This is a genomic window from Nonomuraea basaltis, from assembly GCF_005893125.1.
Lineage (GTDB): Bacteria > Actinomycetota > Actinomycetes > Streptosporangiales > Streptosporangiaceae > Nonomuraea > Nonomuraea basaltis.
Genome location: NZ_VCJS01000008.1, coordinates 79,931 through 93,990 on the forward strand (window position 1 = coordinate 79,931; position 14,060 = coordinate 93,990).

Annotated in this window: 16 protein-coding genes and 1 pseudogene; 14 read left to right on the plus strand and 3 right to left on the minus strand. The window is 69.5% G+C overall.

Annotated elements, in window-relative coordinates; translation table 11 throughout:
• Positions 1-2 precede the first annotated feature (2 nt).
• The 8 genes and pseudogenes from EJK15_RS05720 to EJK15_RS74215 all read left to right on the plus strand — a co-directional run bounded on the left by EJK15_RS05720 (position 3) and on the right by EJK15_RS74215 (position 7,784).
• Positions 3-758 carry an ABC transporter ATP-binding protein gene (locus tag EJK15_RS05720; RefSeq protein WP_138709310.1) on the plus strand — a complete coding sequence of 252 codons (756 nt, stop codon included), beginning with the start codon at positions 3-5 and terminating at the stop codon, positions 756-758.
• Between the two features lie 28 nt (positions 759-786).
• The gene (locus EJK15_RS05725; RefSeq protein WP_138709311.1) at positions 787-1,446 is read left to right on the plus strand and encodes an ABC transporter ATP-binding protein; all 660 of its coding nucleotides are present in this window, start codon (positions 787-789) and stop codon (positions 1,444-1,446) included.
• 22 nt (positions 1,447-1,468) lie between these two features.
• Positions 1,469-2,329, plus strand: coding sequence for a branched-chain amino acid ABC transporter permease (locus EJK15_RS05730; RefSeq protein WP_138709312.1), 861 nt, complete (start codon positions 1,469-1,471; stop codon positions 2,327-2,329).
• 22 nt (positions 2,330-2,351) lie between these two features.
• Positions 2,352-3,329 carry a branched-chain amino acid ABC transporter permease gene (locus EJK15_RS05735; protein ID WP_138709313.1) on the plus strand — a complete coding sequence of 326 codons (978 nt, stop codon included), beginning with the start codon at positions 2,352-2,354 and terminating at the stop codon, positions 3,327-3,329.
• A 138-nt stretch (positions 3,330-3,467) separates the two neighbouring features.
• Entirely contained in the window at positions 3,468-6,290 is a 2,823-nt protein-coding gene (locus tag EJK15_RS05740; protein WP_240776792.1) for a LuxR C-terminal-related transcriptional regulator, read from the plus strand.
• A 99-nt stretch (positions 6,291-6,389) separates the two neighbouring features.
• Positions 6,390-7,280 carry an alpha/beta hydrolase family protein gene (locus EJK15_RS05745; RefSeq protein WP_420847020.1) on the plus strand — a complete coding sequence of 297 codons (891 nt, stop codon included), beginning with the start codon at positions 6,390-6,392 and terminating at the stop codon, positions 7,278-7,280.
• A gap of 261 nt (positions 7,281-7,541) precedes the next feature.
• Positions 7,542-7,589 (plus strand): annotated as a pseudogene (locus EJK15_RS77100) (Ada metal-binding domain-containing protein); the annotation flags it as partial.
• A gap of 15 nt (positions 7,590-7,604) precedes the next feature.
• Positions 7,605-7,784 (plus strand): methylated-DNA--[protein]-cysteine S-methyltransferase, encoded by a 180-nt coding sequence (locus tag EJK15_RS74215; RefSeq protein ID WP_338089847.1) that lies wholly within the window; start codon positions 7,605-7,607, stop codon positions 7,782-7,784.
• A 55-nt stretch (positions 7,785-7,839) separates the two neighbouring features.
• Here EJK15_RS74215 and EJK15_RS05760 read toward each other — a convergent pair whose 3' ends face one another.
• Entirely contained in the window at positions 7,840-8,427 is a 588-nt protein-coding gene (locus EJK15_RS05760) for a TetR/AcrR family transcriptional regulator (protein ID WP_338089846.1), read from the minus strand.
• A gap of 186 nt (positions 8,428-8,613) precedes the next feature.
• On the opposite strand from EJK15_RS05760, the gene EJK15_RS05765 reads away from it, so the two are divergent.
• The 3 genes from EJK15_RS05765 (at position 8,614) to EJK15_RS05775 (ending at position 10,880) form a co-directional block, all read left to right on the plus strand.
• Positions 8,614-9,375 carry an SDR family oxidoreductase gene (locus tag EJK15_RS05765; RefSeq protein WP_138709317.1) on the plus strand — a complete coding sequence of 254 codons (762 nt, stop codon included), beginning with the start codon at positions 8,614-8,616 and terminating at the stop codon, positions 9,373-9,375.
• A 61-nt stretch (positions 9,376-9,436) separates the two neighbouring features.
• A complete protein-coding gene (locus EJK15_RS05770; RefSeq protein WP_138709318.1) occupies positions 9,437-9,907 on the plus strand; it encodes an SRPBCC family protein in 471 nt (156 codons plus the stop codon).
• Between the two features lie 106 nt (positions 9,908-10,013).
• Positions 10,014-10,880, plus strand: coding sequence for an N-acyl homoserine lactonase family protein (locus tag EJK15_RS05775; protein ID WP_138709319.1), 867 nt, complete (start codon positions 10,014-10,016; stop codon positions 10,878-10,880).
• 34 nt (positions 10,881-10,914) lie between these two features.
• On the opposite strand, the gene EJK15_RS05780 is transcribed toward EJK15_RS05775, so the two are convergent.
• Both EJK15_RS05780 and EJK15_RS05785 read right to left on the minus strand, forming a co-directional pair.
• Entirely contained in the window at positions 10,915-11,136 is a 222-nt protein-coding gene (locus EJK15_RS05780; protein ID WP_138709320.1) for a DUF397 domain-containing protein, read from the minus strand.
• An 11-nt stretch (positions 11,137-11,147) separates the two neighbouring features.
• A complete protein-coding gene (locus tag EJK15_RS05785; protein WP_138709321.1) occupies positions 11,148-11,972 on the minus strand; it encodes a helix-turn-helix domain-containing protein in 825 nt (274 codons plus the stop codon).
• 540 nt (positions 11,973-12,512) lie between these two features.
• On the opposite strand from EJK15_RS05785, the gene EJK15_RS05790 reads away from it, so the two are divergent.
• From EJK15_RS05790 to EJK15_RS05800, 3 genes are all read left to right on the plus strand, one after another.
• Positions 12,513-12,998 (plus strand): ATP-binding protein, encoded by a 486-nt coding sequence (locus tag EJK15_RS05790; RefSeq protein WP_138709322.1) that lies wholly within the window; start codon positions 12,513-12,515, stop codon positions 12,996-12,998.
• Between the two features lie 85 nt (positions 12,999-13,083).
• On the plus strand, positions 13,084-13,311 hold the full coding sequence (locus EJK15_RS05795) for a hypothetical protein (protein ID WP_138709323.1): 228 nt from the start codon (positions 13,084-13,086) through the stop codon (positions 13,309-13,311).
• A 72-nt stretch (positions 13,312-13,383) separates the two neighbouring features.
• Positions 13,384-13,809: a serine hydrolase gene (locus EJK15_RS05800; protein WP_276615365.1), complete on the plus strand. Its 426-nt coding sequence runs from the start codon at positions 13,384-13,386 to the stop codon at positions 13,807-13,809.
• The last annotated feature ends 251 nt before the right edge of the window (positions 13,810-14,060 follow it).

The window sequence follows — 14,060 nt, forward strand, 5'->3', positions numbered from 1 at the left end:
GCGTGCTGGCGGTCACCGGGGTCTCCCGCTCCTTCGGGGGCGTCTACGCCGTCCGCGACGTCTCGCTGAGCGTCGCGGACGGCGAGGTCTGCGGCATCATCGGCCCGAACGGGGCGGGCAAGTCCACGCTGTTCAACCTGATCACGGGGCATCTGGCGGCCGACCGGGGCGAGATCTCCTTCCTCGGGCACCGGGTGGACCGGCTGCCGCCGCACCGGCGGGCCAGGCTGGGGATGTCCATCGTGTTCCAGGCGGCCAGGGTGTTCCGCGCCATGACGGTCAGGGAGAACGTCATGGTGGGGCTGCACGGGCGTACCAGCGCGGGGTTCGTGTCGGCGGCGCTGCGGCTGCCGCGGCACCGGCGCGACGAACGGCTCATCGCGGCTTCGGCGGATGCCGCTCTGGAGCGCGTGGGCCTGGCCGAGTGGGCGGATCGCCCCGCGGACCGGCTCCCGATCGGGCAGCAGCGGGCGCTGCAACTGGCCCGCGCCTTGTGCGCGCGGCCCCGGCTGCTGCTGCTCGACGAGCCCGCCTCCGGGCTGCGCGGCGAGGAGCGCGAGCGGCTCGCGGGGCTGGTGGAGGAGTTGCGCGCGAGCGGGCTGACGATCCTGCTGATCGAGCACGATGTCGCGTTCGTGACCCGGCTCGCCGACCGGATCGTGGTGCTCGACCTCGGACAGGTCATCGCCGACGGGCCGCCCGCCGAGGTGCGGGCGGATCCGCTGGTGCTCGCCGCCTACCTGGGACAGGCCTCATGACCACCGCCCTCTACCTCGGACAGGCCTCATGATCGACGTCAGGGACCTGGTGGTCTCGTACGGCACCGCGACCGCGCTCGACCACGTCACGCTCACGGCCGGGAAGGGCGAGATGGTCGCCCTGCTCGGGCCGAACGGGGCGGGCAAGTCGACGCTGGCCAACACGCTCGCAGGACTGCTGAAACCCACCTCCGGAACGGTGGAGATCGGCGGCCGGCTGGCGCTGATCCCGGAGGGCCGCCAGCTTTTTCCGGATTTGTCGGTCGCGGACAACCTGGCATTGGGCGGCTGGCGCTCCGGCGAGCGCGACCCGTCCTCCGTCTACGACCTGCTGCCCCGGCTGGCGGAGCTTTCGCAGCGGCGGGCGGGCGTGCTGTCGGGGGGCGAGCAGCAGATGGTGGCGTTCGGGCGGGCCATGATGTCGCGCCCTTCCGTGCTCGTGGTGGACGAGCTGTCCCTCGGGCTGGCCCCGAATGTGACCACCGACCTGGCCGGGCATCTCGTAGAGCTGAACCGATCGCAGGGGCTCACCGTGCTGCTCATCGAGCAGAACGCGCGGCTCGCCTTCGACCTGTGCCGGCGGGCTTATGTCCTGGAGTCAGGGCGGCTGGTGACCGAGGGCGACTGCGCGGACCTGGCCGACGACCCCCGGGTGGCCAGCGCGTACCTGGGCGGTGCGATCACATGAGCGCCGGGGAGGTGAGCACGGCATGAGCGCGTTCCTGACGTACCTGCTCAACGGGCTGGCCGTCGGGTGCGCGATCGCGCTCATCGCCAGCGGCCTGGTCGTCATCCACCGGGTCACGGGCGTGGTGAACTTCGCCCAGGGGACGTTCGCGGTCGTCGCCGGTCTTTGCACGTCGTCGCTGCTCGGGCTCGGCTTCCCGCACGGATTGAGCGAGGTGGCCGCCGTCCTGGCGGCGGCCGTCGCAGGTCTGCTGACCGGCCTGGCAGCCATCGGCAAGCCGGGTGTCACGCCGCTGTCGTCCCTGATCGTCACGCTGGGGGTGGGCGTGCTGGCGTACGCCGTGGAGATCGTATTGTGGGGCGACCAGCCCCGCTCGGCCCCTGGCCTGGCCGGGTCGATGACCGTGGCAGGGGCGCGGATCCAGACGCAGCACCTGCTGGTGATCGCGGTGACCGTGCTGACATTCGTCGTGCTCGCGCTGTTCTTCGGGCGCACCTACCTCGGCAAGGCGCTGACGGCGTGCGCGTCCAATCCGTACGCCGCCCGGGTCGTCGGCATCGACACCCGGCGCATGGGGCTGCTGGCCTTCGCGCTGGGCGGCCTGCTGGGCGGCATCGCCGGGGTGCTGGTGACCCCGCTGCGACCGATCTCGTTCGACACCGACGTCACCCTCATCGTGAACGGCTTCGCCGCCGCCGTCTTCGGCGCACTCACCCGGCCCGTGATCACGCTGATCGGGGCGCTGCTGCTGGGCGTGGCCGAGACCATGGCCGCCGGCTACGGATACGGCTCGCACCAACTGGAGGTGGCACTGGGCCTCATGCTCATCGTCATGATCGTCCAGGCCGGCCGCCGATCCGCGATCTCCCAGGAGTCGACGTGACCGGGCTGGGGCAGGAGCCGAGATGATCAAGCTCGTGGCCGGACTCCTGGCCGCCGCCATCACGCTCGCGCTGCCGGCGGTGCTCGACGACAGCGCGCTGGCCGTGTACATCCTGCTCGGCCTGGCCGCCATGGTCACGGTCGGGGTGTCGCTGCTCATGGGGTACGCCGGCCAGGTATCGCTCGGCCAGGGCGCCTTCTACGCCATCGGCGCCTACACCGCCGCACTGCTCGCACTCAACGGCGTCCCACCCCTGGCCGGCCTGATCGCCGCCCCCTTGATGGCCGCCATCTTCGCACTCGTCATCGGCACACCACTCCTGCGACTGCGCGGCCACCACCTGGCGTTCGCGACGCTGGCCATGCAGCTCATCCTGCTCTCGCTGGCCGGGCAGCTGGAGATCACCGGCGGAGACATCGGCCTGCAGGCCATTCCGCAGTTCTCGGCCGGATCGTTCGAGGCGGGCAGCGCCGCCGCGTACGCGTACATGACCTGGACGGGATTGGCGCTGGTGATGCTCGTGACCCACAACGTCATCGCCTCCCGCCCCGGCCGCGCCCTGCGCGCCCTGGCCACCAGCGAAACCGCCGCCGCGTCATCGGGGATTCCGGTCGGCCGCTACAAACTGGTCGTCTTCGCACTGTCAGCGGCCTTCGCCGGACTCGCCGGGGGCATCTACTGCTTCTACACCGGGTATGTCGCGCCGGGGTCGTTCCCGGTGCTGATCTCGATCCAGTACATCGTCATGGCCGTGGTCGGCGGGCTCGGCACGATCTGGGGAGCCGTGGTGGGAGCGGGTGCGATCACGCTGCTCGTGCAGGGGCTCGACGGCCTGGCCAACCTGCCGGGAATGCCGTCGTACGCGCCCAGCGTGCTGTCGTACGCGGTTTACGCGCTCGTGCTGATCGTGGTCGTGCTCTTCCTGCCGAACGGGCTGCTGCCCGCCATCGCAGGCCGCCTGTCGCGCAAGCGGAGCGACCCGCCGGTGGAGACCCGCTGAGTGGTGCCCGCCCCGGAACATGCCTGGCCCGGAGCGGCAGGCCGTGACGATCCGTGCTCGCGCGGGTATCGGTGAAATCACCGGCCCCTTCGGAACATGCTCTTTCGGCGGCGACATGCGCGCGTAACACTGGGGGGCGTGTCCCCGGGCTTGTACCCCGCCCGCGTACCCGTGCTGCGCGGCCGCGGCGAGGAGGAGTGCGCACTGCTGCGGCTGCTCGACGGCGCCCGCGCCGGTCGCGGCGGGGCGCTGCTGCTGGTGGGCGCGCCGGGCATGGGCAAGACGGCGCTGCTCGACCTAGCCGCCGCGCGGGCGGCTCCCGGCCTCCGCGTCCTGCGGGTCTCGGGGGTGGAGTCGGAATCGCGCCTCCCGTACGCGGGGCTGCACGGGCTGCTCCGACCGGTCGCGGCGTTCATCGCGTCGCTGCCGGACGCGCAGGCCCGCGTGCTGATGGCGGCGCTGGAGTCCGGCACGGGCGCCGGCGGGCTCGCGCTGCCCGCCGCCGTGCTCGGCCTGCTGTCCGCGGTGGCCGCCGACCAGCCGGTCCTGGCCTGCGTGGACGACGTGGACCGGCTGGATGCGGCCAGCCGCGACGCGCTCGCGTTCGCGGCCAGGCGGGTGGCGGGCGAGCCGATCGCGCTGCTGTTCGCGACGCGTGACGGGGAGCGGGGACCGGAGGGGGTGCCGGTCCGGGTGCTGGGCGGGCTCGACGCGGCGGCCGTCAGGGAGCTGGCCGGTGACCTGGCGCCCGAGCGGCCGGCGGATGACCTCTTGGCGACGCTCGACCAGATCGCCCGGGGCAACCCCCTGGCGCTGGGCGAGCTCATCACCTCCCTCACCGCCGACCAACTCGCCGGCCTGGCCCCGCCACCCACGACGCTCCACCGGACGGGCCGGCTGTGGCGCGAGCACGCGGCCCGCCTCGCCTCGCTCCCTGAGGAGGCGAGGCGCCTGCTGCTCCTGATCGCCGCCGACCCCGGCCTCGACACCGCGACCCTGATCCGGGCCGCCCGGCCCGCGTGCGCGTTGGCGGTGCTGGAGCCGGCCGAGCGCTCAGGCATCCTGCGCTCTGCCGCAGACAACTACGAGTTCCGCGACCCGGCCGTGCGGGCGGTGGCGTACCACGCCGCGTCCCTGTCCGAGCGGCGCCGCGCCCACCGCCTGCTGGCGAACCTGCTGGAGAGCGCTTCGCAGGAGGCACGCCACATGCAGCCGGACGACGGCGCTTCTCCCACGGACAACATCGACACCCGAGCCAGGACCGGCCCGAAGCGGCTGCGACGGGCCTGGCACCGGGCCTGGGCGCTCGACGGCCCCGCCGAGCGGCTGGCCGACGAGCTGGCCGCGGCGGCGGTCGAGACCCATCCGTCCGGCGGCCACCCGGAGCCGTACCTGGCCCTCGAACGCGCGGCCGAGCTCACCGAACGCACCCCGCTGAAGGCGGAACGGCTGGCCGCCGCCGCCCGCCACGCGTGGATCTCGGGACGCCCCCGGGTGGCCCGCTCTCTCCTGGCCCGGCTCCGTGCGCTCACCGCTCCGGAGGAACTGCGCGGCCACGTACAGCTCCTCCACGGCAGCCTGGAGCTCCTGGGCGGCGAGACGGGGAGCGCCCGCGAGGAACTGCTGTCGGCTGCGGGCTGGCTGCTCGACGGCCGACACCGGATGCTCGGCGTGCGCGCCCTCGTCAGAGCCGCCGACGCCAGCTATCGCGCGGGCGACAACCGGGCGTTCATCGCGATCGCCCGCCAGGCCGCTGCGCTGCGCCGCTCCGATGAGACGGTGCCCACGCAGCTCATGTTCGAGTATCTCGCCGGCATGGCCGCCACCTTCAGCGGCCTGCACCAGGAGGCGGCGGGCCCGCTCCGGCGGGTCGTCGAGCTGGCCGCGTCGGTACGCGACCCCGCCGTGCTCGTGTGGGCGTGCGTGGCCAGCATGCTGCTCGGCGAGGAGGCCACGGCGCACCGCCTGTCGGCCCGGGCCGTGGAGACCGCCCGCGCCCGCGGCGCCGTCTCCGCGATGCCTCAACTGCTCGAGTACATGATCTACCCGGAGATCTGGACGGGCCGCTACCCGTCCATCGCGGAGACCGCGGCCAAGGGGCTGCGCCTGGCCCAGGAGACGGGGCAGCTCAACACGGCGGCCCAGCACCTGGCCTGGCTCGCGATCACGGCGGCCGCGGAGGGCGACCAGGAGACCTGCCGGTTACGCGCCGACGCCGCCATCGACCTGGCCGACGCCCACGACCTCGGCATCGCGGGCGCCATCGGCAACTGGGCGCTGGCCTACCTCGACCTGGCCGCGGGACGCCCCGCCGACGCCGCCAACCGGCTGCGGGCCGAGCGGCGCAACAACCACGTCGTCATCCGGGTCATGGCCACCCCGCACCTCATCGAGGCTTCCGCCCGTACCGGCGACCACGAGCGGGCCGGCTCGGCGCTTCGGGTGTTCGAGCGCTGGGTCGGCAGCACGCGCAGCCCGGACCTGCGTGCGCTGGTGGCCCGCTGCCGCGCGCTGCTGGCCGCGCCCGGCGAGAGCGAGGAGCTGTTCCGGGAGGCGCTCGACCTGCACGGGCAGGGTTTGTGCGAGTTCGAGGCCGCACGTACCCGGCTGCTCTACGGCAGCGCGCTGCGCCGCGACCGCCGCCCGGGCGCGGCCAGGAATCATCTGCACGCCGCGCTGGAGACGTTCGAACGGTACGGCGCCCGCCTGTGGACCGAGCAGGCCAGGACCGAGCTCCGCGCGTCCGGCGAGCCGGTACGTCCCGCGCCCGCGACCACGACATCGCAGCAGCTCACCGCCCAGCAACTGCAGATCGCCCGTCTGGTGGCCGAGGGCGCCACCAACAAGGAGATCGCCGAGCAACTCTTCCTGAGCCGCCGCACCGTCGAGCACCACCTGAGGAACATCTTCAGCCGCCTCGGCGTCCGCTCCCGAGTCGAGCTGTCAAGGCTGATGTCCTGAGTGCGGAGACCGGTGATTTCACCGATGCACGGCTGACTGATCATCCCAACAATGGCGACAGACAGCAGTCACCCCCCTACGAGCAGGGAGTATGACGACGTGCAGCTCTCCACCCCCCGGCGCGGCGCGCGAACGTTGACCAAACTCGCCCTCACGGTCGCGTTACTGGCCGCCGGCATCGCGACCGCGTCCCCCGCCCAGGCGGCCGACCCGTACGAGCGCGGTCCCGCCCCCACCGACGCCATCCTCGAGGCCGGTCGCGGCCCCTTCACGACCGCCCAGCAGAGCGTCTCCTCGCTGAGCGTCAGCGGCTTCGGCGGCGGCGTGATCTACTACCCGACCGACACCAGCCAGGGCACGTTCGGCGCGATCGCCATCTCGCCCGGGTACACGGCAAGCTGGTCCACCCTGTCCTGGCTCGGCCCGCGCATCGCTTCGCACGGCTTCGTCGTGATCGGCATCGAGACCAACACGCGCTACGACCAGCCCGACAGCCGAGGCCGCCAGCTCCTGGCCGCGCTCGACTACCTGGTCGAGGACAGTCCGGCCACGGTCCGCAGCCGCATCGACGGCTCCCGGCTCGCGGTGGCCGGCCACTCGATGGGCGGCGGCGGCAGCCTGGAGGCCGCGAACAACCGCCCGTCCCTGCAGGCCGCCGTGCCGTTCGCCCCCTGGCACGCCACGAAGACGTGGTCGGGCATCCGCGTCCCGACGATGATCATCGGTGGTGAGAGCGACAGCGTCGCCCCGGTGAGCAGCCACTCGGAGCGGTTCTACGAGAGCATCCCGGCCTCGTCGGAGAAGGCGTACCTGGAGCTGAACGGCGCCAGCCACCTCTTCCCGCTGAGCACCAACACCACGATGGCCAAGTCGATGGTGGCCTGGCTGAAGCGCTGGGTCGACGACGACCTCCGCTACGAGCCGTTCCTCTGCCCGCCCCCCAGCGGCACCTCCATCGAGGAATACCGCGACACCTGCCCGCACTCCTGACCCCGACCGCTGATGGCGGCCGCCGGCGAGCGGCCGCCATTCGCGCTGTGAGCTGGGACAGGGCGAGCGGCGCCACGGTGGGCCGACCTGCGCAGGGCGCGAACGGCGCCCTCCCGGTGTCCGCAGGTTCGATCGCGGCGCGGCAGCGCGAAGGTCGCTGTCTAGAGCCAGCCGCTGTGGCGGGCGGCGCGTACCGCCTCCATGCGGTTGCGCGTACCGGTCTTGGCGATACAGGCCGACAGGTGGTTGCGGACCGGCGCGGTGATCACCACCGGGATCTACTGCAGGCCGAGCTGCCCGGTAGTGCCACCCAAGGCCGAGAACATGCGTTTGTCGACCGCGAGGGCGTGCCCGGCCCACGGCAAGAATCCGATCGGCATCATCGTTCCCTGCCACCGCGTCCTCGGCGCCACCGGCGACCTCACCGGCTACGGCGGCGGCCTGGCGACCAAGCAGCATCTTCTCGACTTCGAAGCCGGCGCCAGCGGGGCCCGCCTCTTTTGAACGGGGCTGCACCGCTCCGCTGAGCACCGTCGGCACGGCTGGCGCGGCTTTCGGCTCAGGCGTTGCCGGTCGGCGTGGGGTTCAAGCTGAGGACGGCGCTCACGACCATGTCGGCGTACTCCGGGGTGATCGGCTGGCCGCTGATCAGCAGCCGGTACCACAGCGGTGCGATGAGCATGTCTTCGAGCAGGTAGGGATCGAAGCCGGCCAATTGCCCGCTCTCCTGCGCCGCGCGGATGCGTTCGCGGTTGCGGCTCGAGAGAGGGATGTGGACCTGTTCGTAGAGGATGTTGGCGAGTTCGGGGTCATGCTGCGCTGATCCGACCACTCCGGCGAGAAGCCCACGGAGTGCGCCGTCGGTGAAGATCTTGGTAGCGGCATGGATCCAGGTGCGCAGGTCCGCTTCGAGGTCGCCGGTGTCGGGGATGAGGAAGTACGGCTCCCCTACCCGTTCGGTGAGCGCCTCCAGATACAACGCGCCCTTCGACGGCCACCAGCGATACAGCGTCGGCTTGCCGACCTGGGCCCGAGCGGCGATCGCCTCCATGGACACGGCGGCGTAGGACCGCTCCGCACACAGATCAAGGGCGGCCTGAAGAATCACCGTTCGCGATCGCGCCGCACCGCCAGCCTTTCCAATCACGAGGGCACCTTACCACGGAGAACGTAACGTTTCGTTCTTGACAGCGTCGCCGCCGCCTGCCTTAATGAGATCAACCGAACGTTACGTTACGTTTTATCCGCTTGGAGATCACGTACGTTCCGGCGCTCGGCCGAGTCCGGCCCGACCGGGAGATCGACCCCCGGATCCAACGAATCTGGAGCGACCATGACGTCATCGATCCTGCTCACCGGCGGCACCGGCACCCTGGGGCGCCTGGTACTGCCGCTCCTGCACGACGCCGGGTATGGCGTGCGGGTGCTCAGCCGCCGCGGCGGCCCCTCCTGCAACGGCGTCGAGTACGTGAGCGGCGACTTACTCAAGGGCGAGGGAATCGAGGCCGCGCTAGCCGGGGCCGAAATCGTCTTGCACCTGGCAGGCAGCACCAAGGGCGATACCGAGGCGACCGAGAACCTGGCACGGGCGGCGTCGCGAGCCCGGGTGCGGCATCTGGTGTACATCTCCGTCATCGGGGCGGACCGGATCCCGCTGAGCTGGTTCAGCTCCAAGCTGGGCGCGGAGCAAGCCGTGGCCGGCTCCGGCGTACCGTGGACGACGCTGCGTGCCGCCCAATTCCATGACCTTGCCCTGAAGACCGTGCAGGCGATGGCGAAGCTGCCGGTCATACCCGTCCCGGGCGGAATGCGGTTCCAGCCGGTCGACGCGCGCGACGTGGCGGCCCGGCTCGTGGAGCTGACGCTCGACAAGCCGGCCGGCCTGGTGCCCGACCTGGCCGGGCCCAAGGTGTACGGGATGGCCGAGTTGAGCCGCGGATACCTGCGGGTGCGCGGCAAGCGCCGGCTGATGATGCCGGTCCGGATGCCGGGCAAGGCCGGCCGCGCCTACCGGGCCGGCGAGAATCTGTCTCTCGAAGGGGCTGCTACGGGCAAGCGGACCTGGGAGGACTTCCTGACCGAGCGGCTGCGGTAGCACACCGGCCCATCGCGGTCGCGCCCTGTCCGACCTGGAAACAGCCTTAAAGGACACCTCGATGAGCGAGCCCGAGTTCGTCTACACGACCTACATCAACACCACCCCCGAGCGCCTCTGGCAGGGGCTGACCGACCCCGCCATCACCCGGCGCTGCTGGCGCGGGCTGGCCTTCGACTCGGACTGGAAGCCCGGCTCGACCGTGACCGTGCGCTACCCCGAGCACGACGTGACGATCGCCGACCCGGCCCAGGTCGTGCTCGAGTCCGATCCCGGCAAGCGGCTGTCCTACACCTGGCACACCTTCACGCCGGAATGGGCGGCGGTCAGCGGGTTCAGCGACGAACTCCTGGCCCGCTTCTCCGCCGAGCCCCGCTCCAAGGTGACCTTCGACCTCGAGGACCTCGGCGAGACGGTCAAACTGACCGTGGTCCACGACGACTTCGAGCCCGGCAGCGCCGTCCTGAAGGCCGTCACCAACGGCTGGCCGCGACTCCTGGCCGACCTCAAAACCCTCCTCGAAACAAGCTAGACCTGCTCGGTCAGGCGGGTCAGTAGTTCTCCGACGGCGTGGATGGTCCACATCAGGCCGAGGAGGCTGATGTCGCCCATTGAATTCGATCAAGGAGACGAATGTGATGAACGAAGCATGCATCAAGCGGGTGTCGATGGTCAGCACCGGATCGGTGTCGATCCACCCCGAGCACGTGTCCGCCACCCGCAAGCCGATGTACTGGTGGCTGTTCACCTCGCGTCGCTGGACCCGGCCACTGCCCATCAACGTCTACGTGATCGAGCACCGCGACAGGCTGGTGCTCTTCGACACCGGACAGGACCGCGCGTCGGTGACTGACCCCGGCTACTTCCCCGGCGGCATCACAGGGGTGATGTACAACCGGCTGGCCCGTTTCGACATCGGCCCCGAGCAGACCCTCACCGCCCAGCTGGCCGCCATCGGCTACGACATCGGCGATGTCCACACCGCGGTCATCTCCCACCTGCACCAAGACCACATCGGCGGCTTACGGGAGCTGACCGGCGCCCAGATCGTGATCAGCCGACGCGAGTGGGAGACCCTCGCCGAGCCGCAACCGGAACTGCGCGGCCTGCTGTCCTCCCACATCGACCTGCCCGGACTGCGCTGGCGCCGCATCTCTCCCGAGCCCCTTGCCGACCCTGCCCTGGCCCCCTTCACCACCGGCCATGACCTGTTCGACGATGGCAGCATGGTGCTGCTGCCCACCCCCGGCCATACTCCCGGGTCACTGTCGATGCTGGTCCGGAGCCCCGGCCGGACACCGCTGCTCATGGTCGGCGACCTGACCTACGACTCGGATCTGCTGGAGCGCGGCCAAGTGCCGGGCGTCGGTGAGAAGCGCAAGCTGGCCGGCACGACACAGATGGTCAACGAACTCCGCCTGCGGAATCCCGGCCTGGCGGTTCTGGCCGCCCACGACCCGGGCGCGGCCTCCAACCTGGCCGCCGCTGTCCACGCTCAGCTCTGAGCAAGAACAAGATCCATGCGACCGCGGAGGAACCTTAGCGCGGGTCAGGGGACTTCACTAGTTCGAACTCACCGTGACGCACACCCGCGAGGAAGGCTTCCCACTCATCGGGTCTGAAGGTGAGCGTCCCACCGGCCCGATCCTTGGTGTCCCGGACCTTGATCACAGTTTCGGTGATCGCGACCTCGACGCAGCTTGCGCCGTTCCCGCTAAAGCTGCTGGTACGCCAAGGGAGGTCGGAAACGTCAGGCTGCATCGCGACTCCTCTTAATCCAGATCTTCGCTCAGAGATGTGAGTAGTGCCGCCGTGTCCGAGGGGCTGAGCGCTACGGCGCGAAGATGCTCGAAAACCATGTTATGCCTGATTAGCTCAGCCTCCTCTTCGAGGAAAAGATCGCCGCCCATGCTGTCGATGTAGACGATGTCAGGGCCGATAGCGCCGAAGCGCAAGATGATGAAGCTGCCTGGCATGCCTGGATGCGCGCCGGCCTTGAACGGGACTACCTGGATCGTGATCTGCGGGTTACGTGCCTGGGTGGCTAGGTGGCGAAGCTGGTCGCGCATCACGGATGGCCCGCCGACACGGCGATGCAGCGCCGCCTCGTCAATGACTGCCCACAGGTGAGGGCTGTCTGGAACGGTCAGGAGCAGCTGACGATTAAGCCTGGCATCGACCCTGCGCTGTACTTGCTCCTCGGTTGCGGTGGGCAGGACTCCTGAAATGACCTCTCTGGCGTAGTCGGGCGTCTGGAGAAGGCCGGGAACGAAGATCGTCTCGAAGTTAAGGATCTCCCGTGCTTCCGCCTCGAAGTTGATGTACGCGGTGTACTGCTCGGTCAGGTCAGAGTCGGATGTGTGCAGCCAGCCTCGTTTCCCAGCGTCCTTCTGCAAGAGAACCAGTGCGTCACGATCGGCGCCCGTCACGCCGTAGGCGGTGAGGAGGGCTTGAAGGGTTCTGAGCTGGGGTTTGGTGCGACCAGTCTCGATGCGGTACAGGGTCGCGACGTTCACGCCGGTTTGGGCTGTGACGTCTTCCTGTGAGAGTCCGGCAGCCTCGCGGAGACGACGAAGCTCGGCGGCCAACCTGCGCATACGGACGGTAGGCGGCTGTCGTCTCTGCGGCACGTGGACATCATCGCGCATGTAGGGCTGGGCTTGCATCTTGGCCAACCTCTCGATTTATGCAAGGTATGCATCTAACTACCTTGCATTCGCAGGGTAGCGAGGTGCACACTGGGCGTAGTTGTAAGCCTCCCAGTCAGGCGCAAGCGATGTGGGCGGAAGCCGAGCTCTCTGGGCGAATCCGCAGCTCAGAGAGGCGGCTCCTCCGTGCCACGCATGCAGATGCGGCAAGCTTCGGGTCAGACTGGGATCGCCTTCGGAAGTAATGAATGCACGGTGGGCAGTTCCACAGCGACTGCGCACGGCAGCGAAGGGCGGAGCTGTGACGGCACTCATCCAGGTAGACGAAGAAGTCAGGCAGCCAGTACGAGCGGCGTTGGGACGGCGGATGGGGGGTTTGGAGTTGTCGGTGGTCCTCCCCTCAGGGCAAGAGCCGTTCATAGAGATCTCACGCAAGTCAGGACCCATGTGGGTGCGCGTGGCACATAGGGCGCGCAGCTGGGTCGTGACATGGGGGTGGCGGTGACCGGGCGCTTTCTCGCCGAGCTGGTGTTCCCGGGAGTGCCCAGTTCGGTGCCGATCGCTCGTCATTGCGTCAAGGGCGTTTTGAGAGCGGCGGGGCATCAAAACATGACCGGCGTGCAACTCGTGGTCAGTGAACTAGTTGCGAACGCCGTGATGCACTCGGCCTCGGGCCTGGCGGGCGGGCTGATCACCGTGGACATCCGAGCGATCGGCGACGGCCTGGCACGTATCGACGTGATGGACGACGGTGGGCTGACCGTTCCCCACGTGCGTGAGCCCAGCGAAATGGACTGCTCGGGCCGCGGCCTGCAGATCGTTGAAGAGACGGCGCTCCGCTGGGGCATCGGCGACAACGCTCTGGGCGGCAGGGTGACATGGGCGGAAGTGCTCACGACGGACGACTCCCGGTCCGGATACCGGATATGCCGGTCTATGCAGTGGAGATGTGATGGCGCCGCACGGGCAGACTGAAGGGGCCGGGTGGATCAGCCGGGGCGACCGGCCGCCTCGTTGCTTCAGTCCTCATGTAAGCCCGGCGACGTCCCACTGCGAGCCGTTGAAGTGGACCCTTCCGGACCGGTGGGCACCTGAGGGGCGTGTCCTGGAGTGGACATGCGGCTGCGACGGGGTCTTCTACGAACTGCGCCAAGCGAGCGGCCTGCAATTCATTCGCCGGATCCGCCGCGACGAGCACGGGGTTGAGGTGATCGAGGACAGCGAGCGGTGGCGCGCCGGAGTGGCAGCGGCGCAATGGAACGCCCTCCTGATGGGCCATCTCCGATGACGCGGCCCACAAGCGCGTACGGCGGATATCGTCCGCTTACGGATTGAGATCGATCAAGGTGTCACTTCATATATCGAGTACGACGAGCAAACCGGCCGCCATCTCAAAGGCACCGCCCACGACTTCTCCGCGCGACTGCTCGGCGGAGCGTGTGGAATCGCCGGTGCATTCTCCACCGTGGCCGCCCTGGCGACGTTCCTGCAGCACCTCCTCGAACCCAGCACCGGAAAGGGGTTCGGCGCCGACTGGGTCCAGGAGTCCCTTCAGGTCCGCACAGGCGACCTCCAACCGGCGCGGGGTCTGTCCTGGCACCCCGCCCCGGGCACCGATCCGACGAACGGCATCTACGTGCACTACGGCTTCACCGGCACCGGAATGTGGATCTCTCCCAAACAAGGCCGCTGGGCCGTCCTCCTGACCAACAAGCTGTACTACGGCCGCGACCGCCAACTACTGACCAACATCCGCAACGCCTTCCGCTCGCTGGCGTTCGCGTAGGCGGCATGGAAATCGATCACGGGACGAAGATGTGACCGACCCGCACCACCGATGGCCTACTTGATCTCGCGCTCGGCCGCGATAGTGAACATCTGCGGCCACTCCTCGATCCCCGGCGTCTCTTCAACACCGAAGATGGAGGCGGTGGCCGCTCTCGTACGCACAACACGCCGTGCCGCGGCGGTCGCATTCCGGTACATCCGCTACGTCGCGATAAGCCTAGATATCGAGCACTACCTGGCCTGCCCTAC